The organism is Streptomyces sp. NRRL WC-3605, assembly GCF_001509795.1.
GTDB classification, from domain to species: domain Bacteria; phylum Actinomycetota; class Actinomycetes; order Streptomycetales; family Streptomycetaceae; genus Streptomyces; species Streptomyces viridochromogenes.
Map to the genome: position 1 here is coordinate 36769 of NZ_LLZN01000068.1, position 21511 is coordinate 58279.

The 21511-nt window shown below is 72.3% G+C and carries 17 protein-coding genes, 2 tRNA genes and 1 pseudogene; 8 read left to right on the plus strand and 12 right to left on the minus strand.

Annotation, left to right across the window (positions count from 1 at the left end; genetic code table 11):
* The first annotated feature begins 4 nt into the window (after positions 1 to 4).
* Complete coding sequence (locus tag ADL34_RS23260; RefSeq protein WP_062665764.1) at positions 5 to 1249, plus strand: MFS transporter; 1245 nt, start codon at positions 5 to 7, stop codon at positions 1247 to 1249.
* 50 nt (positions 1250 to 1299) lie between these two features.
* Here the strand turns inward: ADL34_RS23260 and ADL34_RS23265 are convergent, their stop codons facing one another.
* From ADL34_RS23265 to ADL34_RS23280, 4 genes are all read right to left on the minus strand, one after another.
* A complete protein-coding gene (locus ADL34_RS23265; protein WP_062665766.1) occupies positions 1300 to 1968 on the minus strand; it encodes a Type 1 glutamine amidotransferase-like domain-containing protein in 669 nt (222 codons plus the stop codon).
* Positions 1969 to 2017: 49 nt separating this feature from the next.
* On the minus strand, positions 2018 to 2434 hold the full coding sequence (locus ADL34_RS23270; RefSeq protein ID WP_062665768.1) for a DUF6234 family protein: 417 nt from the start codon (positions 2432 to 2434) through the stop codon (positions 2018 to 2020).
* A 123-nt stretch (positions 2435 to 2557) separates the two neighbouring features.
* Positions 2558 to 2630, minus strand: a tRNA-Arg gene (locus ADL34_RS23275).
* Between the two features lie 207 nt (positions 2631 to 2837).
* Positions 2838 to 2928, minus strand: a tRNA-Ser gene (locus tag ADL34_RS23280).
* A 166-nt stretch (positions 2929 to 3094) separates the two neighbouring features.
* On the opposite strand from ADL34_RS23280, the gene ADL34_RS23285 reads away from it, so the two are divergent.
* Positions 3095 to 3559 (plus strand): SSI family serine proteinase inhibitor, encoded by a 465-nt coding sequence (locus ADL34_RS23285; protein ID WP_062665770.1) that lies wholly within the window; start codon positions 3095 to 3097, stop codon positions 3557 to 3559.
* 302 nt (positions 3560 to 3861) lie between these two features.
* Positions 3862 to 8007 carry a PAS domain-containing protein gene (locus ADL34_RS23290; RefSeq protein WP_079034048.1) on the plus strand — a complete coding sequence of 1382 codons (4146 nt, stop codon included), beginning with the start codon at positions 3862 to 3864 and terminating at the stop codon, positions 8005 to 8007.
* A gap of 162 nt (positions 8008 to 8169) precedes the next feature.
* Here ADL34_RS23290 and ADL34_RS23295 read toward each other — a convergent pair whose 3' ends face one another.
* The 6 genes and pseudogenes from ADL34_RS23295 to ADL34_RS23320 form a co-directional block, all read right to left on the minus strand.
* Positions 8170 to 9813, minus strand: a complete 1644-nt coding sequence (locus ADL34_RS23295; RefSeq protein WP_062665797.1) for a long-chain fatty acid--CoA ligase — start codon at positions 9811 to 9813, stop codon at positions 8170 to 8172.
* Positions 9814 to 10200: 387 nt separating this feature from the next.
* Positions 10201 to 10761 (minus strand): SigE family RNA polymerase sigma factor, encoded by a 561-nt coding sequence (locus ADL34_RS23305; RefSeq protein ID WP_062665775.1) that lies wholly within the window; start codon positions 10759 to 10761, stop codon positions 10201 to 10203.
* Positions 10762 to 10952: 191 nt separating this feature from the next.
* Positions 10953 to 12119, minus strand: a complete 1167-nt coding sequence (locus ADL34_RS23310; protein ID WP_062665777.1) for a lipid-transfer protein — start codon at positions 12117 to 12119, stop codon at positions 10953 to 10955.
* A complete protein-coding gene (locus ADL34_RS36785; protein WP_234375086.1) occupies positions 12116 to 12556 on the minus strand; it encodes a MaoC/PaaZ C-terminal domain-containing protein in 441 nt (146 codons plus the stop codon). The genes ADL34_RS23310 and ADL34_RS36785 overlap by 4 nt, the downstream gene beginning before the upstream one ends.
* 75 nt (positions 12557 to 12631) lie before the next feature.
* Positions 12632 to 13540 (minus strand): annotated as a pseudogene (locus ADL34_RS36790) (bifunctional MaoC family dehydratase N-terminal/OB-fold nucleic acid binding domain-containing protein); the annotation flags it as partial.
* A gap of 257 nt (positions 13541 to 13797) precedes the next feature.
* Positions 13798 to 14124, minus strand: a complete 327-nt coding sequence (locus ADL34_RS23320) for a hypothetical protein (protein WP_062665779.1) — start codon at positions 14122 to 14124, stop codon at positions 13798 to 13800.
* A gap of 375 nt (positions 14125 to 14499) precedes the next feature.
* Between ADL34_RS23320 and ADL34_RS23325 the strand changes: the two genes are divergently transcribed.
* The 4 genes from ADL34_RS23325 to ADL34_RS37135 all read left to right on the plus strand — a co-directional run bounded on the left by ADL34_RS23325 (position 14500) and on the right by ADL34_RS37135 (position 17453).
* Positions 14500 to 15366, plus strand: coding sequence for a bifunctional DNA primase/polymerase (locus ADL34_RS23325; protein ID WP_062665781.1), 867 nt, complete (start codon positions 14500 to 14502; stop codon positions 15364 to 15366).
* Between the two features lie 535 nt (positions 15367 to 15901).
* On the plus strand, positions 15902 to 16852 hold the full coding sequence (locus tag ADL34_RS23330) for an aldo/keto reductase (RefSeq protein WP_199835618.1): 951 nt from the start codon (positions 15902 to 15904) through the stop codon (positions 16850 to 16852).
* Positions 16853 to 16875: 23 nt separating this feature from the next.
* Positions 16876 to 17223, plus strand: a complete 348-nt coding sequence (locus ADL34_RS23335; RefSeq protein WP_062665783.1) for a MerR family transcriptional regulator — start codon at positions 16876 to 16878, stop codon at positions 17221 to 17223.
* Between the two features lie 38 nt (positions 17224 to 17261).
* Positions 17262 to 17453: a DUF6578 domain-containing protein gene (locus tag ADL34_RS37135; RefSeq protein WP_324610555.1), complete on the plus strand. Its 192-nt coding sequence runs from the start codon at positions 17262 to 17264 to the stop codon at positions 17451 to 17453.
* Here ADL34_RS37135 and ADL34_RS23340 read toward each other — a convergent pair.
* Both ADL34_RS23340 and ADL34_RS23345 read right to left on the minus strand, forming a co-directional pair.
* A complete protein-coding gene (locus ADL34_RS23340) occupies positions 17450 to 17785 on the minus strand; it encodes a cyclic-phosphate processing receiver domain-containing protein (RefSeq protein ID WP_062665785.1) in 336 nt (111 codons plus the stop codon). The genes ADL34_RS37135 and ADL34_RS23340 overlap by 4 nt on opposite strands.
* Before the next feature lie 722 nt (positions 17786 to 18507).
* Entirely contained in the window at positions 18508 to 19035 is a 528-nt protein-coding gene (locus ADL34_RS23345; RefSeq protein ID WP_062665787.1) for a hypothetical protein, read from the minus strand.
* Positions 19036 to 19153: 118 nt separating this feature from the next.
* On the opposite strand from ADL34_RS23345, the gene fxsT reads away from it, so the two are divergent.
* Positions 19154 to 21511, plus strand: a 2358-nt coding sequence (gene fxsT, locus ADL34_RS23350; RefSeq protein WP_079034051.1) for an FxSxx-COOH system tetratricopeptide repeat protein, incomplete at its 3' end; no start/stop codon positions are given.

Consider the following 21511-nt stretch of genomic DNA (forward strand, 5'->3'; position numbering starts at 1 on the left):
AGCCATGGAACGCTCGCTCTTCGGCGCCCGTGTGGCGACCTATGTCTACTTCGTCCTCTGCGGCACGCTGATGGGCGCCTGGGTGGTGCACATCCCGGCCGTCGAGGAGCGGGTGGGCGTCAGCCACGCGACGCTGGGCGGGCTGCTGGTGCTGCTCGGCCTCGGCGCCTTCGCCGGGATGCAGGTGGCCGGCCCGCTGACCGACCGCCTCGGCGCACGCGTCGTCGTCCCCGCCACCGGCGTGCTGTGCGGCGCGGCCCTCGTACTGCCGGGCCTCGCTCACGATCCGTGGACGCTGGCGGGCGCCCTGCTGGTCTTCGGCTTCTGCAACGGCGGCCTGGACGTGAGCATGAACGCCCACGCCGTGCACGTGGAGAAGGCGTACGGCCGCCCGGTGATGTCGGGCTTCCACGCCACGTTCTCCGTCGGCGGGGTGCTCGCCGCGCTCGTGGCGGCGGGGGCGACCGCCGCCGGTGCCGAGCCGGTCGTGACCCTGGCCGGGGTCGGCGCGGTGAGCATCGTGATCGCGTTGGCGTCCGCGCGCGTCCTGATGCCGGCCACCCCCGCCGCCGGGGAGACGGTTGCCGGGGAGACGGTTGCCGGGGAGACGGGTGGCGGGGAGACGGTTGGCGAGAAGACGTCACCGGCCTCCGCACGACGCGCCACCGCCGGGCGCGTCTGGCTCCTCGCCGTCCTGGCGCTCATGGTCATGCTGTGCGAGGGCGCCGCCAACGACTGGAGCGCCCTGCACCTGAAGGACGTCCTCGGGGCGTCCACCAGTACGGCCGCCTTCGGCTACGGCACGTTCGCGGCGGCCATGACCATCGGCCGTCTGCTGGCCGACCGGCTCGCCGCCCGCTTCGGCTCCATGGCGATCCTGCGGTACGGCGCGGCCATGGCCGGCGTCGGCATCACGCTCGTGGCCTTCGGTCCGTGGCTGTGGACGGCGTTCGCGGGCTGGGCCCTGTTCGGCCTGGGCCTGTCCGGCTGTGTCCCGCAGCTGTTCAGCGCGGCCGGGCACGCCGACCCCGCGGCGGCCGGCGCGAACGTCTCCCGTGTCGCCGGGCTCGGCTACGTCGGCATGCTCGCCGGGCCCGCCGTCATCGGCTGGCTGACCCACGTCGTCGCCCTGAACCACGCCTTCGTCCTGCTGACCTTGCTGTGCGTGACGACGGCGGTGGGCGCCGGGGTCCTGCGTACGGCGTCCACCCCCTCCCCCCGGTCCGAGTTGGCGGACACCGGCCACTGAACCGCTTGTGCGGCACGGGCCTGACCCCCGTGCCGCACAGGCAACCGGCGTCACCGATGAAGACGCCACCGCCCCTCGGTGACGACGTCCACCTCACCGTCCCTGACCCGTACGGCCGTCTCGTCGTCGATGAAGTAGACGGGGAAGTCCGCCCGCTCGGCGATGCGGTCGGCCCAGGCGTCGTCCCGCTCGGGGAAGTCCGGCGAGTACAGGTGCGGCTTGAGGTACCAGTCGAAGAGCCCGAACGGCGGCTCCAGGGTGGTCGCCCCGAGCGCGTGCAGGTCCCGACTGTCCCCGATGACGTCGGCCGAGTGCGCGTCGAGATACCGGCTGAAGAGCATCGACCCGGCGCTGAACCCCACGTACACCCGGCTCTCCAGCGCCTCCAGGAAGCCGCCGGCCAGCCCGTTGCGGGTGATGCTGCGCGCGAGGTGGTACTGGTTGCCGCCGCTGACGTACACGACGTCGGCGCGGCGCACCCGGTCGAGCACCGTCTCCGGTGGCAGCCCGTTCAGCTCCAGGACGTCGAACTCCCGCCAGCCGAGGGCGTGCACCCGGTTCATGTCGGCGAGGAGCCATCCGTGGTCCCCCGCCTCGGCGGTCGACGCCGTGGGGACGTACACGACGTTCGCCTCCCCGAACGGCTTGCCGAGCATGTCCCGCAGGGCGTCCCGCAACGTCTCGTTCCGCAGGCCGGCGGCCGTCAACAGACACTTCATCCCCCGACCCAAACACGTCGCACAAGCCCCGTGCAACGCATAAGGCGGCCTAGCCGGCGTCCCCGCACCCCGTCGCTGACGGCACGTCACGGCATCGCTGATCCTGGTGGGACTGGACGGCGACACCGCCGAAGACGACGAGGCAGATCAGGAGGGCCATGACCGCCTGGCTGACAACGGTCACGACGGCCCCCGCCCGCGCGGCCACGGCGGCCGCCACCACGGCGAGGACCCCGACCGCCCCGGCACCGGCCAGGTAGGTCCACAGCGGATCGGTCGAGGCGCTGTCCGCCGGATCGAGATGGAACCCGGACAGGAACCAGAGCCCGAAGATCACCACAAGGCTGACCAGCTCCAACAGCACAAGCCCACACCCGGCCCCGACATCGGCACCCCGATCCGCACGACGCCGCGGCCCAGGACCTCGGGTGGCATCGAAGGCGGGCGGCGCGGAGGGCAGATCCATACCCCCGACCTTGCTCGCCCCCGCCGGACCGGCGCATGAGTACACCTACTCAGACACGCGTACTCAGCTACGCGAAAAGACCAGAGGCCCTGTGGATCTCTCCACAGGGCCTCTGGTCCGATGTGCACTCGGCAGGATTCGAACCTGCAACCTTCTGATCCGTAGTCAGATGCTCTATCCGTTAAGCTACGAGTGCTTGTTCTGTTTTTTCGCCGCTCCCGGCCCTTCCGGCCCGCTCGCGGCGACAGGAAGAACATTACATGACTGCCGCCGCCATGTGAAATCCGTTTGCCGCACCCCTTGTGAGCTGCGGAAACGCGCCGCAGGGGGTCCTGCGGACACACGGGGCCCCGAACGCGGACAGGGAGCCTGGCTGAGATCAGCCGGGCTCCCTGTCGGAGGGCGGAGGCGGAGGGATTTGAACCCTCGATGGGCTTTAAGGCCCAAACCGCATTAGCAGTGCGGCGCCATAGACCGGACTAGGCGACGCCTCCAGCACAACCGCCCGCGCGAGCGCGTTCGGTGCGTGCAGATGATGACACAGTCGAGCGTGCTGTCACCAATCGACCTCCACGGTACTAGGCGGAGAGCCCGCAGGGCAAAGCTCTTCCCGGCGTGCTGCGCGCGCAACGTCCGGCCGGGCTCGGCGTTAGGCAGGGCATGTCGCAGGTCATCCGTTCCGTCCCCGCCCGGCTGCTCCTCGCGGCCGGCTCCCTCGTCGCCGTCGCCTCCGGGACCGTCGTGCCCGCCGCAGCACAGGCGCAGAGCCCGGTCCTCGCCCGCTCCGGTGATCACCTCACCGTCACGGTCCGCGGCACCGGTGCCGGCGACGGCACCCACGAGCTGACCTGCCACCCGGCCGGCGGTGATCACCCCGACGCCGCCGGCGCCTGCGCCGCGCTCGACGGCGGGACCCGGTGGGGCCGGGACCTCTTCGCCCCCGACGCGCCCGGCGGCCTGTGCACCATGCAGTACGGCGGACCGGCCACCGCGCATGTCACCGGGAGGTGGGCCGGGCGTCCGGTCGACGCCCGGTTCGACCGGGGCGACGGTTGCGCGATCGCGCGGTGGAACCGGTTCGTGCCGCTCCTCCCCGACGTCCGGGCGCAGGGGCTGGGAGCGTAGAGCGGCCTACGACCCGCGCGGCTTCCGCATACCGCAGGCACCGGGTCCGTACACCGGAGGCAACGGGTCCGTAAAGGTCCCGCGAAGGTGTCGCGAAGCCCCGTGGGACAAGGGGCGCAGGCCGGAGGGGCGGAGGGCCGGGCGGTCATACGTTCTACGTCACCGCCTGGTGCGACCTCGCTCTCATCCGGCGTCGCGAGCGCAACCCCAGCCCTTAGACTCCCTCGCGTGACACGCTGCGGACCGATTGGCAAGATGGCCGGAGCGGTCGGCTAGGTGCGGTAACAGGGAGGAAGCGTCTCGTGAGCAGCAGGCCATCCCGAGGCGCTGCTCGCCTCGCAGCCATACTCGACGCGCTTCCCGATGCGTTGGTGCTGGTCAACGCCAATGGGACCGTCGTCAACGCGAACACCATCGCCCTGGAGGCCTTCGAGGCGCCGGGCACCGCGCTGGTGGGACGCGGGCTGCTCGACCTGCTGCCGCAGTTCGACTCCAAGCTGATCCCCGGCTCGATGCGCCGGCCCGACCACATGGACCCGCAGGGCCGGACCAAGCCGACCCGGATGACGGCCCGCCGCACCGACGGCACCGAGTTCCCGGTCGAGGTCACGTCCGCGAATCTGGAGAACGGCCAGCAGGCCTACGACGGGTATGGCTACAGCGGCGACGAGCTGCTCATGCTCGTCGTCCGGGACCTGACCGGCACCGTCGACACCGAGGCCGAGCTGGCGCGTTCGCAGCGGCAGACGGAGATGATCCTGCGGGCCGCCTCCGAGGGCGTCGTCGGCACCGACACCGACGGGCGGATCGTCCTCGTCAACCCGGCCGCCGCGCAGATCCTCGGATACCGGGCCAGCGACCTCGGCGGCCGCGAGCTGCACACGCTGGTGGCGCACTCCCGCGCCGACGGCTCCCCCTTCCCGTACCAGGAGTCCCCGCTCGCCGACACCCTGCGCTCCGGGCGCAAGCACCGGGTGCGCGGGCAGGTGCTGTGGTCCAAGAGCGGCGACCAGGTGTCCGTCGACCTGACGACGGCACCCGTACGCGACGGCGACCAGCTCGTCGGCGCCGTGATGACCTTCACCGACCGGCGGTCCTACGACGCCCTCGCCGAGGAGAAGGAGGCCGCGCAGCGGCAGCACGAGGAGGAGCTGGAGCGCCTCACCGAGGAGCACGCCTCCGAGCTGACCGCGCTGCGCCAGAAGCACGTCGCCGAGATCGAGGAGCTCGAGGAGCGGCACGCGGAGGAACTCGCCGCCGGTGAGGAGCGGTACGCCGCCCTCGGTGAGCGCGAGAAGGACCGGCTCGAGGCGCTGGCCATGCGGCACGAGCAGCTGCTGACGCTGCTCGGGGGTTCCCTGCGCGGCCCGCTGGACGAGCTGCGCCGCGAGCTGGCGGCCCTGGCGGCCGACGACGCGGGGCAGTTGTGGCCCGAGGCCAACCAGGTGCTGCACCACCTGTCGGCGGGCTACTCACGGATCACGACCCTGATCGACAACGTCCTCGGCTACCAGCGTCTCGACGCCGGGGCCGACGGGATCCAGCGGACGAAGGTGATGCTCGACGCGGTCGTCGCGGCGGGCGTCGACGGGGCCGTCGAGCTGATCGGGCCGGGCCGTGTGCAGTTCGCCGTGCACGCGCCGCCCATCGAGGCCGAGGTGGACCCGCAGCGCCTGGCGACCGCGCTCGCGCATCTCGTCGCGGACGTCGCCGGGGTGGACGCCACCGGCAACTCACCGGTGTCGGCGGGCGGTTACCTGGACAACACGGTCGTCGTCGCGGCGGCGCAGCGCGGCGAGGTCGTCCGCATCGAGGTGCGCGGGCCGTACGCCGGGGGAGACCCGGTGCACGAGCCGATCGTGCGCGGGATCGTCCGCGCGCACGGCGGTGTCCTGCAGACGCACGAGGTGCCGGGGATGAGCGGCAGCGCGTTCGTCCTCGAAGTGCCCATCGGGGGCGGTGCGGGAGCCGTTCCCGCCGCTCCCGCGGAGGCGCCCGCCGAGGAACCGGCCGGCTCCGACGACGCCGGGCAGACCGGTGGCGGCGGCCGGCGGCGGGCCCGGCGGTCCTCCGTCGACGCGTTCCTGGAGAGCGACGCCCCCGAGGCCGAGGCCGAGGCCGGTGCGGAGGGTGCCGCGCCGACCGGACGGCGCCGGAGGCGGGCCGCCGCGCCCGCGCTCCCCCAGGCCGCCGCCACGGAGAACGCGCCCGAGGTCTCCGGCGGCACCGGACGGCGCCGTGGACGCCCGGCCGAGGCCGGTACGGACGCCGTGTCCGAGGGTGCCGTCGTCATGGCCGGCGAGCAGTCCGCGGGCACCGCCGCCGCCGGGAACAACCTGGGCGGGACCGTGCCGCCGCAGGGCGTGCCCTCGTCCGGCGGACGCCGTGCCCGGCGCGACGGCGGGCAGCAGCAGGCGCTGGCGCCCGCGCCCGCACCCGCGCTTCCGGCGGCCGGTGACGCCGCTCAGGCCCAGCAGCCCGCGGCGCCGGACGCCGCCGCGCCGGGTGACGCCCCCCAGCCGACCGGGCGGCGCCGCCGTGCGCTGGCCGCCGCGGCCGAACGGGCCGCCGCCGCGCAGGCCCAGGAGGCCGGGCCCCGCCAGGTGTTCGCGCTGCCTCCGGCCGACGCGGACCGCGCGCCCGGCACCGGTGCGGAGCCGGCCGCCGTAGCGCAGGCCGCCGTGCCGGAGGCCACCCCGGACGAGGGGCACGCCGTCGCGCACGATCCGGCCGAGGACCACACCCCGCCGCAGCCGCACCCCACGACCGCGCCGACCGGACGGCGCCGGCGCGCCGTGGCCCGCCCGCCGGAGGAGGCCGCACCGGACGTGCCGGTGGCCGCTCCCGTTCCGGCGCAGCAGGGCGTGCCGCAGGCACAGCCCGTCCCGGCCGCCGCTCCCGCTCCCGTCACCGCCCCGGCCGCCCAGGCGGCTCCGGCCCAGCCCGTGCCCCCCGCCGCCGCTCCCGGGGGCCCGCTCCCGGCCGAGGCGCCGTCGGGTCAGGGCACCCCGGCACACGGCACCCCCGCGCAGGGCGCCCCGGCACACGGCACCCCCGCGCAGGGCGTCCCGGCGCACGGTGCCGCCGCGCAGGTTCCGCAGCAGTGGCCCGCCGCCGACGGCACCGCCGGGGGTGGCGCCGTACCGCCGCAGGCCGTTCCGCAGCCGGCGCGGCCGCAGGTGCCGCAGGGCACCCCCGCGCCCGGGACGCCGATGCCGCCGGAGGCCGCGGCCGGGCGGCCGCAGCGGGCCGCGCAGCCCTTGCCCGCCGAGGCGCCCGGCGCCCCCGTCGACCCCAACTCGACCCAGGGGCGCGCGATCAGCGTGCGCACGCTGGGGCAGGGCGTGCCCTTCACCCGGCAGGCGGCGCAGGTCCAGCAGCCCGTGCCGGCCACACCCCCGCCGCACCAGACGAACGGCGGACGGCGCCGCAAGCTGGGCACGCCGCCCGATCCCGCCGCGCGGGCCGGTGCGGCCGCCGAGCAGCCCGCGCGTCCGCATCCGCCGGCCGTCGAGCAGGCGGCGCCCGCCGCGCCCCAGCCGCAGTCCTCCCCGCCGTCGGGCGCCGGACAGACCCGGCTCGCGCCGGTGGCGGAGGCGGCCGGCCGGTCGTACGCCATAGGCGCCCCGGACGAGAACGCCGCCGAAGGACCCGAACCGCTGGACGGGCCGGGCGGCGCCGTCGAGGTCGCCGATCCCCCGCGCCCGCAGCCCATGGACGACGAGCTGCCCCCGGAGCCGCTGGACAACCCGCGGCGGCTGCTGGTGTGGCCCGCGCCGGACGTGACGACCCAGCAGGCGCTGAGCGACCGCGGCTACCGGCCGGTGGTGGTGCACTCCCGCGAGGAGGTGGACGCGCAGATCGCCGCGTTCCCCGCCGCGCTGTTCGTCGACCCGCTGACCGGCCCGATCACCCGGACCGCGCTCCAGTCGCTGCGGCAGGCGGCGGTCGCCGCGTCCGTGCCGGTGATGGTGACGGCGGGACTCGGGCAGGCGTCGCGGGAGGCCGCGTACGGCGCCGACCCCGCCGTCCTGCTCAAGGCGCTGGCGCCCCGGGACAGCGAGCAGCATCCGCCGCGGGTGCTGCTGATCGAGGAGCACGCTGAGATCGCGCTGGCGCTGACGGCGACGCTGGAGCGGCGGGGCATGCAGGTCGCCCGTGCCGCGAGCGACGCCGACGCGGTGGCGCTGGCCGGGGACTTCCGGCCGAACCTGGTCGTGATGGACCTGCTGCAGGTGCACCGGCGCCGGGCCGGGATCGTGGACTGGCTGCGTGCCAACGGGCAGCTCAACCGCACACCGCTGGTCGTCTACACGGCCGCCGTCGACCAGGCGGACCTGCCGAGCCTGGCCTCGGGCGAGACGGTCCTGTTCCTGGCGGAGCGTTCCACGAGCCCCGAGGTCCAGACCCGCATCGTGGACCTGCTGTCGAGAATCGGAACGAACTGACCCCGCGCCCCAGGAAGGGGCGCGGGGAACCGCGCGACCGGCCACGACGAACCCGCACCCGGCCGACGACAGCGCACCCCCAAAGGGGCGCGGGGAACTGCGCGACCGGCCACGGCGAACCCGCAGCCGACCGACAACAGTCCCCCGCTCAAAAGGCCCCCGTCAGAGCCGGGTGACGTCCAACCCACCTTCGGCGTACTGCCTGCGCAGCACCTTCTTGTCGAACTTGCCCACGCTCGTCTTCGGCACCGCCTCGATCACCGTCCACCGCTCCGGAAGCTGCCACTTGGCGATCCGGCCCTCCTCCGCGAGGAAGGCGCGCAGGGTCGTGAAGTCGGCGGTGGCGCCCTCCTTGAGGACGACCGTGGCGAGCGGGCGCTCGCCCCACTTGTCGTCGGGGACGGCGACCACGGCCGCCTCGGCGACGTCCGGGTGGGACATCAGCGCGTTCTCCAGGTCGACCGAGGAGATCCACTCGCCGCCGGACTTGATGACGTCCTTGGCGCGGTCGGTGAGGGTGAGGAAGCCGTCGGGGGAGATGGTGCCCACGTCACCGGTCTTCAGCCAGCCGTCCTCGCTGAACTTGTCGGCGGGGCGCAGCGGCTCGGTGTCCGGGCCGTTGTAGTAGGCGCCCGCGATCCAGGGTCCGCGCACCTCCAGCTCGCCCGCCGACTCGCCGTCCCAGGGCAGGCGCTCGCCGCCGGGGCCGGTGAGCCGGGCCTCGACGCCCGCCGGGAAGCGGCCCTGGGTGAGCCGGTAGGCGAACTCCTCGTCGGTGCCGACGGCGTGGGCCGGGGGACGGGCGACCGTGCCGAGCGGCGAGGTCTCCGTCATGCCCCACGCGTGGCAGACCCGCATGCCCAGCTCGTCGAACGCCTCCATGAGCGAGGGCGGGCAGGCGGAGCCGCCGATGGTGACCTGGGTCAGGGAGGAGACGTCGCGGGGCTTGGCCGTCAGCTCGGCGAGCAGGCCCTGCCAGATGGTGGGCACGGCCGCCGCGTGCGTCGGCCTCACCCGCTCGATCATCTCGGCGAGGGGCGCGGGCTGCAGGAAGCGGTCCGGCATCAGCATGTTGACGCCGGTCATGAAGGTGGCGTGCGGCAGGCCCCACGCGTTGACGTGGAACTGGGGGACCACGACCAGCGAGGTGTCCTGGTCGGTCAGCCCCATGGACTGGGTCATGTTGACCTGCATGGAGTGCAGGTAGATCGAGCGGTGCGAGTAGACGACGCCCTTGGGGTCGCCCGTCGTGCCGGAGGTGTAGCACATGGCGGCGGCCTGGGTCTCGTCCAGCGCGGGCCAGTCGTACGCCGTCGGCCTGCCGGCGATCAGCTCCTCGTACTCGTGCACCTGGACGGAGGCGTCCGCGAGGGCGGAGCGGTCGCCGGGGCCCGACACCACGACGTGCTCGACCGTCTTCAGGTGCGGCAGCAGCGGGGCGAGCAGGGGGAGGAGCGAACCGTTGGCGATGACCACCCGGTCGGCCGCGTGGTTGACGATCCAGGCCAGCTGCTCGGTCGGCAGGCGCAGGTTCAGGGTGTGCAGGACCGCGCCCATGGAGGGGGTCGCGTAGTACGCCTCGACGTGCTCGGCGTTGTTCCACATGAGGGTCGCGACCCGCTCGTCGTCGGTCACGCCCAGCTCGTCACGCAGGGCGTGCGCCAGCTGGGCGGCGCGGGCTCCGACCTCGGCGAAGGAGCGGCGGTGCGGTTCGGCCTCGCCTGTCCAGGTGATGACCTGCGATGTGCCGTGGATCGTCGACCCGTGGGCCAGGATCCTCGAGATCAGCAGCGGTACGTCCTGCATGGTGCTCAGCACGGCGTCCTCCCGGGGGCGACATTGCCTACGCGGTGGTAAGGGTTGCGGAGATTCTGCGCGCATACCGCGCGGTATGTCACTAGGCCCGGGTGATCGATCATGTCACGTTGCGTTCACGGGACTCTGCGGCTACGGGTGAGAGGGAGGATCTCACCGGCGTCGGCCCCTCGTGACGGTCACGGGCGTCCGGCCCCTCGTGACGGTCACGGGCGTCCGGCCCCTCGTGACGGTCACGGGCGTCCGGCCCCTCGTGACGGTCACGGGCGTCTGGCCCCTCGTGACGGTCACGGGCGTCTGGCCCCTCGTGACAGTCACGGGCGTCCGGCCCCTCGTGACGGTCACCGGACCGGCACCCGGTCACCGGACCGCACCCGGTCAGCGGACCGGCACCAGCTCCGGGTCCTCGCGCAGCTTGCCGAGCGCCCGCGACACCGCCGACTTCACCGTGCCGACCGAGACCCCGAGCACCTCGGCCGTCTGGACCTCGCTGAGGTCCTCGTAGTACCGCAGGACGACCATCGCCCGCTGCCGCGCCGGGAGCCGCATGATCGCGCGCCACATGGCGTCGCGCAGCGCCTGCCGCTCCGCCGGGTCGTCGTGGTGGCCGGGCAGGGGCTCCGGCTCGGGCAGCTCGTCGCAGGCGAACTCGTCGACCTTGCGCTTGCGCCACTGCGAGGTGCGCGTGTTCAGCAGGGCCCGGCGCACATAGCCGTCGAGCGCCCGGTGGTCCTCGATGCGCTCCCAGGCCACGTACGTCTTGGTCAGCGCCGTCTGCAGCAGGTCCTCGGCGTCGCTCGGGTTCGCGGTGAGCGAGCGGGCGGTACGCAGCAGCACCGGTTGGCGGGCCCGTACGTACGACGAGAAGGAGGGGTACGTCGCGTTCGGCAGGGACCGCGTCGCGGCGTCGGAGGCGCTGGTGCAGACGGGTGGGGTCATGGCTCCACGCTATGAGCGGACCCCGCTCCGGCGGATCGGCCGCAGGTGCCGAAGCCGCGTCCGCCTCAGGTTGTAGGGGTGGGGTCTGCTCCACCTCCTGAAGGTGGACGAACGCCCGCCCTCCCACTGAGGGATGTCCCTTATGGACGCCCCGCCGGGCATCTCCCGGGCAACCGCCGGGCAACCGCCGGTCATCCGTCGGCCGTGAGGACGAGCCCCGAGGTCGGCACCCCCGTCCCGGCCGTCACGAGCACCCGCGAGGCCCCCGGCACCTGGTTCACGGACGTGCCCCGCACCTGCCGTACGCCTTCCGCGATGCCGTTCATCCCGTGCAGGTACGCCTCGCCGAGCTGACCCCCGTGGGTGTTGAGGGGCAGGTGCCCCTCCGCGACGAAGTCCGGGGCCTCCCCGCGGCCGCAGAAGCCGAACTCCTCCAGCTGCATCAGCACGAAGGGCGTGAAGTGGTCGTAGAGGATGCCCACGTCGACGTCCCCCGGGCCGAGCCCGGACGTCCGCCACAGCCGGCGTGCCACGACGCCCGCCTCGGGCAGGCCGCCGAGGTCGTCCCGGTAGAAGCCGGTCATCTGCTCCTGGCCCCGGCCGGCCCCTTGGGCGGCCGCCGCGATGACGGCCGGCGGGTGCGGCAGGTCCCGGGCGCGCTCCACGGACGTGACGACGAGGGCCTGGCCGCCGTCCGTCTCCTGGCAGCAGTCCAGCAGGCGCAGCGGTTCGACGATCCACCGGGAGGCCGCGTGGTCGGCGAGGGTGATGGGGCGCCCGCGGAAGTACGCGGCCGGGTTGGTCGCCGCGTACCGGCGGCCGGCCACGGCCACGTGCCCGAACGCCTCCGGGGCCAGCCCGTACCGGTGCAGATAGCGCTGGGCGGCCATCGCCACCCAGGACGCCGGGGTGAGCAGCCCGAACGGCAGCGCCCAGCCGAGGGCCACGCCCTCCGCCGACGGTTCGCGGTGCTGGACTCCCGCGCCGAAGCGCCGGCCCGAGCGCTCGTTGAACGCCCGGTAGCAGACGACCACCTCCGCGACGCCCGCCGCCACCGCGAGGGCCGCCTGGAGGACGGTGGCGCAGGCCGCGCCGCCGCCGTAGTGGACGCGGGAGAAGAAGGACAGCTCGCCCATCCCGCACGCCTGGGCCACCGTGATCTCCGGGCTGGTGTCCATCGTGAACGTCACCAGCCCGTCCACGTCCCCCGGCATCAGACCCGCGTCGTCAAGGGCGGCCCGTACGGCCTCGACGGCGAGCCGGAGCTCGCTGCGGCCCGAGTCCTTGGAGAACTCGGTGGCCCCGATCCCGGCGACGGCCGCCCGCCCGGACAGCAGGCCCCTTCCCTTCGCGCTCATGAGGGGTCCTCACTCGGGTCCTCCCTCGGGTCGTCACTCAGGGCCTCACTCGGGTCCTCCCCGGGGACGGTGACCGTCACGGTGCCGGTCACATGCCGGCCCGCGCGGTTCGTGCCGGTCACGCGCACGGTCGCCGTGTCGCCGGCGACGGACTCGACCGTGCCCGTCAGCACCAGGGTGTCGCCGGGGTGGCAGGGCGCGCCGAGCCGGATGGCGACCTTGCGCAGGACGGAGGCCGGGCCGAACTGGTCGGTGACGTAGCGGCCGACCAGGCCGTTGGTCGTCAGGATGTTCATGAAGATGTCGGGCGAGCCCCGGCGGCGGGCCAGCTCGGGATCGTGGTGGACGTCCTGGTAGTCCCGTGAGGCGAGGGCACCGGCGACGATCAGCGTGCGGGTGACGGGGATCTCCAGCGGCGGCAGGGCGTGGACCGGCACGTCCGGAGGTTCCGCGCGGTCGGCGGGCTCCGCGGGTCCCCCGGGTTCCCCGGGTTCCGCCGGGCCCGGGACGCTTTCCCGCGCGCGCCAGACGGGCAGGGTCAACTCCTCGTCGTACGTGCGGAATTCGAGCCGTACGGGAAGCCCGATGCGGACCTTGTCGTACGGCACGCCCACGACGTTCCCGATCATCCGCACCCCCTCGGCCAGCTCGACCAGTCCGACCGCGTAGGGCGGGTCGAAGACGGGGAAGGGCGGATGGTGCACCACGACGTACGAGTGGACCCTGCCCTCGCCGGACGCCTCGACGGTGTCCCAGTCCGGGCAGCCGCACGCGGTGCAGCCCGGCAGCCAGGGGTGGCGGAGGGTGCCGCAGCCGGTGCAGCGCTGGACGAGCAGGGTGTGCCGCCGTACGCCCTCCCAGAACCCGGCGTTGTCGCGGTTGACGACGGGCCGTGGACGGGTGCCCCGTCCCGTGCCGCCCCCGGGCCGCGCCGGCGCGTACTTGAGGATGCGGAAGCGGTGGGTGCCGGCGAGGGCGCCGCCCGCGCGGACGTCGGTGCGGGTCGTCACGAAGTAACCGGTGCCGAGCCGGGTCGTCTTGCGCTCCGACACGGACTCGACGACCGAGTCGTAGGTGATCTCGTCGCCGGGCCGCAGCGGGCGCAGGTACTCCTGTTCGCAGTCGGTGGCGACGACCGAGGTGCAGCCCGACTCGTCGAGCAGGGCGAGCAGTTCGTCGTACGCGTGCGCCCGGCCGCCGTGGCCGGAGAGGCCGCCCATGGTCCACACCTGGAGCATGGTGGGCGGGGCGATCGCGTCCGGGCCGGTGTAGGCGGGATGCGTGTCCCCCATCGCCTCGCACCAGTGCCGGATCATGGGCGCGTTCACGGGGTCCTTGCCGGCACGCGCGGTGGCGGCGGGCCGCCCCTCGTACGCCTTCAGCCGCGCCGCCAGGTCGTACGCCTCCAGCCGCGCCGTCACGTCGCCGCCCACCGCGCCTCCTGGTCCTCCGCCGAGGCTTCCGCCGGTTTCTGACTGTCCGTCAGATTGCGGGAGCCGTCAAGGGCAGGGCGATGCGCCGGAGGGTGCGGACACGCGACTGCGCGACATGCGTCGGGGTGCGGACACGCCTGCGCGGCGATGCCGGAGCACCGCCGCGCAGCCATGTGAAACCCCACAAGCACACCCACGGACAGAGAGGGCCGGTGCCTGAGCACCTGGGCACCGGCCTTCTCAGCTCACCACCAGAGCGGGGTGAAGGCGACGGACGTGTTGTCGTTGCCCTGGTTGACCGAGGTGAACGCGGAGCCGTTGACCTGGGCGGTGTTGCTCTGGTTCGAGGCCCCGGACCCGGTCGCCTGCTGCTGGGTGGTCGACGAGGTGCCGAAGTTGTCGCCCCCGACCCCGCTGCCGAGGAGGCCCTGGACGGCGGTCGAGACGGCCGCGCTGGATCCGTCGTCCGCGAATGCGCCGTTGTCCGCGCTGGCCACCCCGGCGAACAGGGCGGCGGCGAGCGGGAGTGCGGTGAGGGCCGCGACGACGCGGGCGGTACGGATGCTTGCCATGTTGTTCCTCCAGAACAGGTGCGCCCAGGCTCCCCGCCGGACGCATTGGTGGTGCGAGAAGTACTGCTTCTCTCCAGGCAGTTGGCCGACCGCCCCGGAGTCCTGCACGACGTCGCGAGATCAGAGTTGCCCACCGGAACCCCGGCGAACCACCCCGGACGGCCCTATTCGCCCTCAAGCGTGATGACAAGTCGATAAACCCCTTTCGCCACACTTAGCCACCACTCGGGACAGTCAGGACAGTCCGGCCTCAAGCCCCGCAAGGGACGAAAGGTTCCATCAGTCGCTCGGACCACTCGCCACGACCGGCGTGTCACCCGCCGGCACCCACCGCCCCCTCTTCCCTTTTTCGAACACTCGTACGAACATAGAGGCATGGCCACCACCGACCGGCAGGCCACGACGCTGGCCCTCGCACACGCCCTGTCAGCCGCCGAACGCGGACTGGCCGTCATCCCCCTGTCCCGGACGAAGCTCCCGGCCCTGCGCTCCCCGCACCGCGACGACCCCGCGCCCACGCCCTGCCACGGCGAGTGCGGCCGCCCCGGCCACGGCGTCTACGACGCCTCCACCGACCCCGCCCGCATCCGCGAGCTCTTCGCCGCCGCCCCCTGGGCCACCGGCTACGGCATTGCCTGCGGACTGCCGCCGCACCATCTGATCGGCGTCGACCTGGACACCAAGTCCGACGCGGACTCCTCGGCCGCCCTGCGCGAACTGGCGCTGCGGCACCTGTTCACGATCCCGCCCACCGTCGTCGTCCTGACGCCGAGCGGCGGCCGGCACCTGTGGCTGACCGGCCCGCCGGACGTGATCGTGCCGAACTCCGCGGGCCGGCTCGCGCCCGGCATCGACATCCGCGGCGCCGGCGGCTACCTGGTCGGCCCCGGCTCCCGCACCGAGCACGGCGTCTACCGCACCGCCCCGGGCACCGCCCACATCGGCCCGGCACCCTGCCCGCGCGCGCTGCTGCGCCTGCTGCTCCCGCCGCCGCGCACACACCACCCCACGCCCTCGTCGGCCGGCGGCCACGGGCAGGGCCTCGTCCAGTTCGTGCTGGCTGCCCACGAGGGCCAGCGCAACACCCGCCTGTTCTGGGCGGCCTGCCGGGCCTACGAGGACGGCATCGGGCCCGCCCTGGTCGAACCCCTCGTCGAGGCGGCTCTCGACACCGGCCTGACCGAACGGGAGGCCCGCGCCACGCTGGCCTCGGCGGCCCGCCTCACGGGCCACCACCCCTGACACCGTCACCGGGAAAACCCGGGCGACCCGCCCCGCACGCCCGCCCTACAGTGCCGCCATGTCCCTGACCCGTGTGATCCTCACGTCCGGCCGCGCCCTCGACCTCACCGAACTCCGGATGACGTCGACATACGGCGGCATGCTCGAGGGCTACCCCTGCAAGCTCGTCAACGACATGGCGATCCACGGCCTCCTGAACACCGCCCGGCAGACCCGCCCTTCATCGCCGGTCCACCTCGTCCCCCCTCACCTGGACCGCCCCGACCAGCAGGCGGGCCCCTTCGGCCCGGTCGAGATCCTGCCGCCCGTGGCCTGCGTCGGCTCGTTCCGCTCGACAGCCCTCGACCCCGCCCACGACCCGGTTCTGCACCGCTCGTCCCTCACGGTCGTCTGGTTCCAGCCGACGCCCCGGGTGCCGTCCGGCGAGGACGGCGAGGAGGCGTTGCGGGGGATCGACTGGGAGGGCTGGCGGAGGACTTCGAGTTGTAGGACGGGCGGGAACGCTCTTGACCTGGAGCGCGCTCCAGATACCAGCATGAACGGCATGACGACGACCAGTGACCGCCAACTCATTCTGGGCACCATGGACTTCGGCACCCGCGTCGACACCGGCAGGGCCTTCGCGATCCTCGACTGCTTCGTCGCCGGCGGTGGCGTCTGGCTGGACACGGCGAACTGCTACTCCTTCTGGAACGACCCCAGCGGTGTCGGCGGCGCGAGCGAGCGGGTGATCGGGGCGTGGCTGCGGGCCCGCCCGGGCACACGCGACGCGGTGCGTATCGCGACCAAGGTCCGACAGAATCCGCTCGTCCCGCACTCCTGGCCGCAGAGCGCCGAAGGGCTGTCCGCACGGGCCGTCCACGCCGGGGTGGAGGAGAGCCTGGCGCGGCTGGGCGTCGACCACGTCGACCTGCTGTGGGCGCACGCCGAGGACCGCGACGTACCGCTGGAGGAGACGGTGGGCGCCTTCGGCGAGCTCGTCGCCAAGGGGGCCGCCCTGCGGGTCGGGGCCGCGAACCACGCCGCCTGGCGGGTCGAACGCGCCCGGTCCCTGGCGCGGGAACAGCGCGTGGAGCCGTACACGGCCCTGCAACTGCGCCACTCCCTCGTGCAGCCCCGCCCCTACACCCCGCTCCCGGAGGCGGGCCACCGCCTGCTCACCGCCGAGGACCTGGACCTCGCGCGCTCCGAAGGGCTTGCCGTGTGGGCGTACAGCGCGCTGATCTGGGGGTCCTACGTACGCCCGGACAAGCCGCTGCCGACCGCCTACGATCACCCCGGCACGGCCCGGGTGCTGGCCGTCCTGGACGAGGTCGCCGCGGATCTGCGGGCCACGCGGAACCAGGTCGTCCTGGCGTGGCTGATGCGGCAGGGCATCGATCCGATCGTCGGCGTGAGCCGGGTGGAACAGCTCGAGGAAGCTCTGACGGCCCGCCAAGTAAGCCTCACCGACGCACACATGACGCGCTTCGAGGAAGCCCGGTAACCCACCCGAGGAGCCAGCCCCCCATGACCACCGTCAGCCCGGCGACGGCCGCCGAACGCACCGGCGTCTCCCTCGACACCCTCCGGTACTACGAGCGCGAAGGACTCATCGGACCGATCCGGCGCTCCGCAGGCGGGCACCGGGAGTACACCGAGGACGACCTGTTCTGGATCGGCATGGTCACCTGCTTCCGCGACGCGGGCCTCGGCATCGCGGACCTGCGGGAGTTCGTCGCGATGCTCCGCGCCGACCACCCCCCGCACCACCGCGTCACCTTCCTCCGCGACCGCCGCGCGGCCCTGGAACAACGCGTGGACGCCCTGCGCCGGGCCATCGACGTCCTGGACGACAAGATCGCCTACTACAGCTGAGCGCGGGCCAGTTGTAGGACACTGGCGGCGTGACGACGGTGACGATCTGGGTCGACGGCTGGCAGGTGCAGTGCTGCGGCGAGAGCTTCGCCCCGGGCGACGCGGTCTCGTGGCCGCTCCTGCGTGAAGCCGGTCGGACCGGCACCGATCACGCTCTTCGGAATCTTCGTCCCGGCGACAGCGCTGCCACAGCACAGGACGTTCCGCCGTCGAAGCGGACGGAGTCCTAGATGGTCGCCCGCCGGACCTGGTAGTTCCAGCGTGTGAGCGACCGGACGACGGTCTCGGCGCCGATGGGGTTGGCGCTGTGCACGTAGACCGTGCCGATCTGGAAGGGCCGCCCGTCGAAAGCCGCCTCTTCCAGGAGGGTCACCACGGGCAGGATGCTGTCGTCGCCGCCGAGGTCGTGGTCGAGCCAGAGTTCATCGATCGCCGTGTCGCGGTGCTCCTGCAGGAGCCTGACACCTTCGGCGCTGCTGCGCGCGATCCGCGTGGTCCACGGCAGTGGCCGGAGATCGTCTATACCGAGGATGACCGGCGGGACACGCGACTGTTCTGTCATGGGGCCATCATCACCGCTGACCGAACAAGGGTCAGAGCTGCGCTAGCGGCCAGCTCGCGTTCTGGGCCAACCAGACGGCCGCTCCCTTCGACTGCTGACCGGTTCCGGCGCCCGCGGCGACATGCGAACGGCCCCCGACCGATCAACACAGGTCAGGGGCCGTTCGTACTGCTTCCAGCGCGGTGGGTGTGGGATTTGAACCCACGGTGACGTCGCCGCCACGACGGTTTTCAAGAGCGTCGCGCCATCACTGTCGGCATCTAGCCTGACCTGCACAGATGTCGAAGATGCTCCGGAACTCCAGCTTGCTGGCCCACACATGGCCCACATACATTCAGGGTGCCGCCCTTCGGCCTCCTGCGAGTCGGTGGCAGCGCCTCTTGTTTGATCAAGGGAGAGGCAAAGCGGTTGTCCCCGATACGCTTTCCAACTGTCCGCATGGCCGTTCGGGATCGGTCGTAGGCTTTCACGCGGCATCAGACGGGGTGCCCGTACAGCAATGAACGCCAACGGCCATCCGCGCGCTCGACAAAGACCAGGACAGTGAGGGCCTTCACTGGGGTACGCAATCGGGCTCCGGTCGCGTCTCCCCTCCGCCGGGCCCGCTCCCCGCTCCGCCCGCCCCTGAGCAGCCACGACAGGTGTGGGATCTGAACCCACGGGGGGTCGGGAAGGCGGCCTACGGCGAATACAAATCGGCGCGTGAGGGGACAGGTTGAACGTCAGCGTTCCGGGACGGCTGCGAGGAGGTTGGGGACGCCGCACGCGGTGGCGAGAAGGTCTGCGTAAGCGGTGAGAATGGTCCGGGTGTTGCGCAGCGCGGTGCGGAGGTCTCCGGCGTTGGGCCAGGCGTGTTCGTGGTCGCGGCGGGAGACGTCGGCAGGGCGGCAGTTCTCCCAGTCCTGCAGGGTCGGATGCCAGGAAGCCAGCAGGGGCCGAAGGCCGTAGTTGAGCATGGCCACGGCCAGATAGCCGAAGTTGTACTGGTCGCTCTTCTTGGGCTCGGCGACGTCGGGCCCGTACTTGCGCAGCACCTCGCGGGTTGTGTTGAACAGCGAGTAGAGGCTGCTCAGCGCCTCCCGCAGCAACCCTTCGTCCTCACGGAGCGGCACCACCGAGACTCGGGTCACGAGCTCGACGTACAGCTCCCAGGCCGCCCGTCGTTCGGCATCATTGGGTTCCCATGTTCCGGCGATCTCCAGTACACGCAGGTTGAGTTTGACCTCTACGCTCTTCGGTGCCCGCACCATCGTCTGCTCCTTCCCCCAGCTTCCCGACCTTGAGGATTCGTCCCCCACGCTCACCGTATCGGCAGGATCATTGGTGCCGTGCCGCATCGGGGCGGCTATGTGGGGCCAGGGGGCTGGTATGGGTGATATCTCGGAGTCGGTGTTCATCAGCTACGCCGGACAGGACGGTGCCTGGGCGGAGTGGGCGGCCTGGCATCTGCGGGAGGCCGGCCACCGGGTGGTGCTGGATGTGTGGGAGTGGCGTGCTGGCGACGACTTCGTGGAGCGGATGAACGACGCCCTGACGCGTGCGACCGCGGTGGTGGCCCTCTTTTCCAACAACTATTTCGACCGCGAGCGGTGGACCGCTGAGGAATGGAAGTCGGTCGTCGCGCGCCGCGAGCGCTTGATCCCGGTGACGATCGAGCCTCTCACCGGAGCGGATGTCCCTGCAATCCTGGCTGGGATCATTCGCAAGGACCTGCACGGTCTCGATGAGCCGGCCGCGAAAGCGGCGTTGCTTGATGCCGTCAGCGGCCCCACTGGTCCCCTGACCGCGCCCGCTTTCCCCGGCCGGTCCACCCCGGACAGCCCTGCCCCGGCGTCTGACGGTTGGCGCCCTCGGTTGCCCAGTAGCGCGGGCATGCCGCAAGTGTGGAACGTGCGCGGTCGCAACCCCCACTTCACAGGGCGCGCGGACCTACTCACCCAGGTCCGCGAGGGGCTGCTGGGCGGCCGACAAGCAGTGATCCAGGCCCTGCACGGCCTGGGCGGCATCGGCAAGACTCAAATCGCCCTGGAGTACGCTCACCGCTTTGCCAGCCAGTACGACACCGTGTGGTGGATCGACGCCGAACAGGCTGACCAGATTTCCGTCCGCTACACCGAACTGGCCGCCCGCCTGGGCATCGCCAAACCCGACGCTGGCGCGGACCACAACACACGCATCCTTTTGGACGACCTTCGTACCCGGGAGCGCTGGCTCCTCATCCTTGACAACGCCGACGACCCTCGCGACTTCGACGGACTTCTTCCCGTGGGGCCCGGCCACGTCGTGATCACCTCGCGCAACCCCGACTGGAACAACATCGTCCACAGCCTGAATCTGGGGGTCTTCAGCCGCGCTGACTCGTTGACCTACCTCAGTGCCCGCATGCCCGGCCTCTCCCTCCAGCAGGCCGACACCCTCGCGGACGACCTCGGCGATCTCCCCCTCGCCCTCGCCCAAGCCGCCGGCGTCGTCTGCAGCGGCATGACGGTCGATCGTTACCGCCAGCTCCTCACCGACAAGACCGCCTCTCTCCTGGCCAACGGCCTCCCACATGGCTACACCGCGTCCCTGGCGGCCGCCGTGGACATCGCCACCACCCGGATAGCTGCCGACCACCCCGACGCTACCGCCCTGCTGCGCCTGGGCGCCTTCCTTGGCCCCGATCCCGTTCCCACTGCATGGCTGGAGAACGCCCGCGACCACCTGACCACAATCGCCGTCGAACCAGACGACTTCATGTGGCCCCAGGCTGCCTTGCAACACCTGGCCCGATACGGGCTCGCCCGGGTCGATCACGAAACCTTCCAGATTCACCGGCTCACCCAGGCCATCCTCCGCGACCACACCACCGACGTTGACACCATCGCAGTCGAGGAAGACGTCACTGCAATTCTCTCTACCGTTGCACCTGGCGACCCCTACACCCCGGCCGCCTGGCCCCAGTGGGCCGCACTTGCGTCCCACCTCGCCGCCCGCCAGCACACCGCCACCCACCACCCGCACTTGCGCAGCACGCTCCGTCAAGCCTTCGTCTACCTCAACGAAAGTGGCCAATCACGTGCCGCTCACGATCTAACCGCTTCCCTCCAACGCACCTGGGCCAACGCCTTGGGCGAGGACCATGCTGACACCCTCGATGCCGCATTCCATGTCGCCACGTCTTTGGCCTATCGCGGTCAGTACGTCGAAGCCCGCCGCGGGCACGAACAGGTCCTGGAGCGCCGCCGTCACATCCTGGGTGAGGACCACATCGACACCCTTTGCTCCGCCAACAACCTCTCCTCGACCCTGAGCAGCCTCGGGGAGTACGAGGAGGCCCACCGTATGGACGCGGATGTCCTGGAGCGCCGCCGCCGCGTCCTGGGTGAGGACCACCCCGACACCCTTCGCTCCGCCCAGAACCTCGCCGTCTCTCTGGGCAAGCTTGGAAAGCACATCGAGGCCCGCCCTATGTGCGAGGACGTCTTGGAGCGCCGCCGCCGTGTCCTGGGCGAGGACCACCCCGACACCCTTCGCTCCGCCCAGAACCTCGCCATCTGTCTGGGCCACTTTGGAAAGCACAAGCGCATCGAGGCCCGCCGCATGATCGAGGACGTCTTGGAGCACCGCCGCCGCGTCCTGGGCGAGGACCACCCCGACACCCTTCACTCCGCCCAGAACCTAGCCAACATTGTGAGCGACCTTGGAGAGCACATCGAGGCCCGCCGAATGAGCGAGGACGTCTTG

Excerpts from the sequence above, each read along its gene's own strand:
- ADL34_RS23260 (WP_062665764.1), top strand. The coding sequence starts at position 5 with ATGGAACGCTCGCTCTTCGGCGCCCGTGTGGCGACCTATGTCTACTTC.
- ADL34_RS23265 (WP_062665766.1), bottom strand. The coding sequence starts at position 1,968 with ATGAAGTGTCTGTTGACGGCCGCCGGCCTGCGGAACGAGACGTTGCGG.
- ADL34_RS23270 (WP_062665768.1), bottom strand. The coding sequence starts at position 2,434 with ATGGATCTGCCCTCCGCGCCGCCCGCCTTCGATGCCACCCGAGGTCCT.
- ADL34_RS23285 (WP_062665770.1), top strand. The coding sequence starts at position 3,095 with ATGTCGCAGGTCATCCGTTCCGTCCCCGCCCGGCTGCTCCTCGCGGCC.
- ADL34_RS23295 (WP_062665797.1), bottom strand. The coding sequence starts at position 9,813 with ATGCAGGACGTACCGCTGCTGATCTCGAGGATCCTGGCCCACGGGTCG.
- ADL34_RS23305 (WP_062665775.1), bottom strand. The coding sequence starts at position 10,761 with ATGACCCCACCCGTCTGCACCAGCGCCTCCGACGCCGCGACGCGGTCC.
- ADL34_RS23310 (WP_062665777.1), bottom strand. The coding sequence starts at position 12,119 with ATGAGCGCGAAGGGAAGGGGCCTGCTGTCCGGGCGGGCGGCCGTCGCC.
- ADL34_RS23320 (WP_062665779.1), bottom strand. The coding sequence starts at position 14,124 with ATGGCAAGCATCCGTACCGCCCGCGTCGTCGCGGCCCTCACCGCACTC.
- ADL34_RS23325 (WP_062665781.1), top strand. The coding sequence starts at position 14,500 with ATGGCCACCACCGACCGGCAGGCCACGACGCTGGCCCTCGCACACGCC.
- ADL34_RS23330 (WP_199835618.1), top strand. The coding sequence starts at position 15,902 with ATGAACGGCATGACGACGACCAGTGACCGCCAACTCATTCTGGGCACC.
- ADL34_RS23335 (WP_062665783.1), top strand. The coding sequence starts at position 16,876 with ATGACCACCGTCAGCCCGGCGACGGCCGCCGAACGCACCGGCGTCTCC.
- ADL34_RS23340 (WP_062665785.1), bottom strand. The coding sequence starts at position 17,785 with ATGACAGAACAGTCGCGTGTCCCGCCGGTCATCCTCGGTATAGACGAT.
- ADL34_RS23345 (WP_062665787.1), bottom strand. The coding sequence starts at position 19,035 with ATGGTGCGGGCACCGAAGAGCGTAGAGGTCAAACTCAACCTGCGTGTA.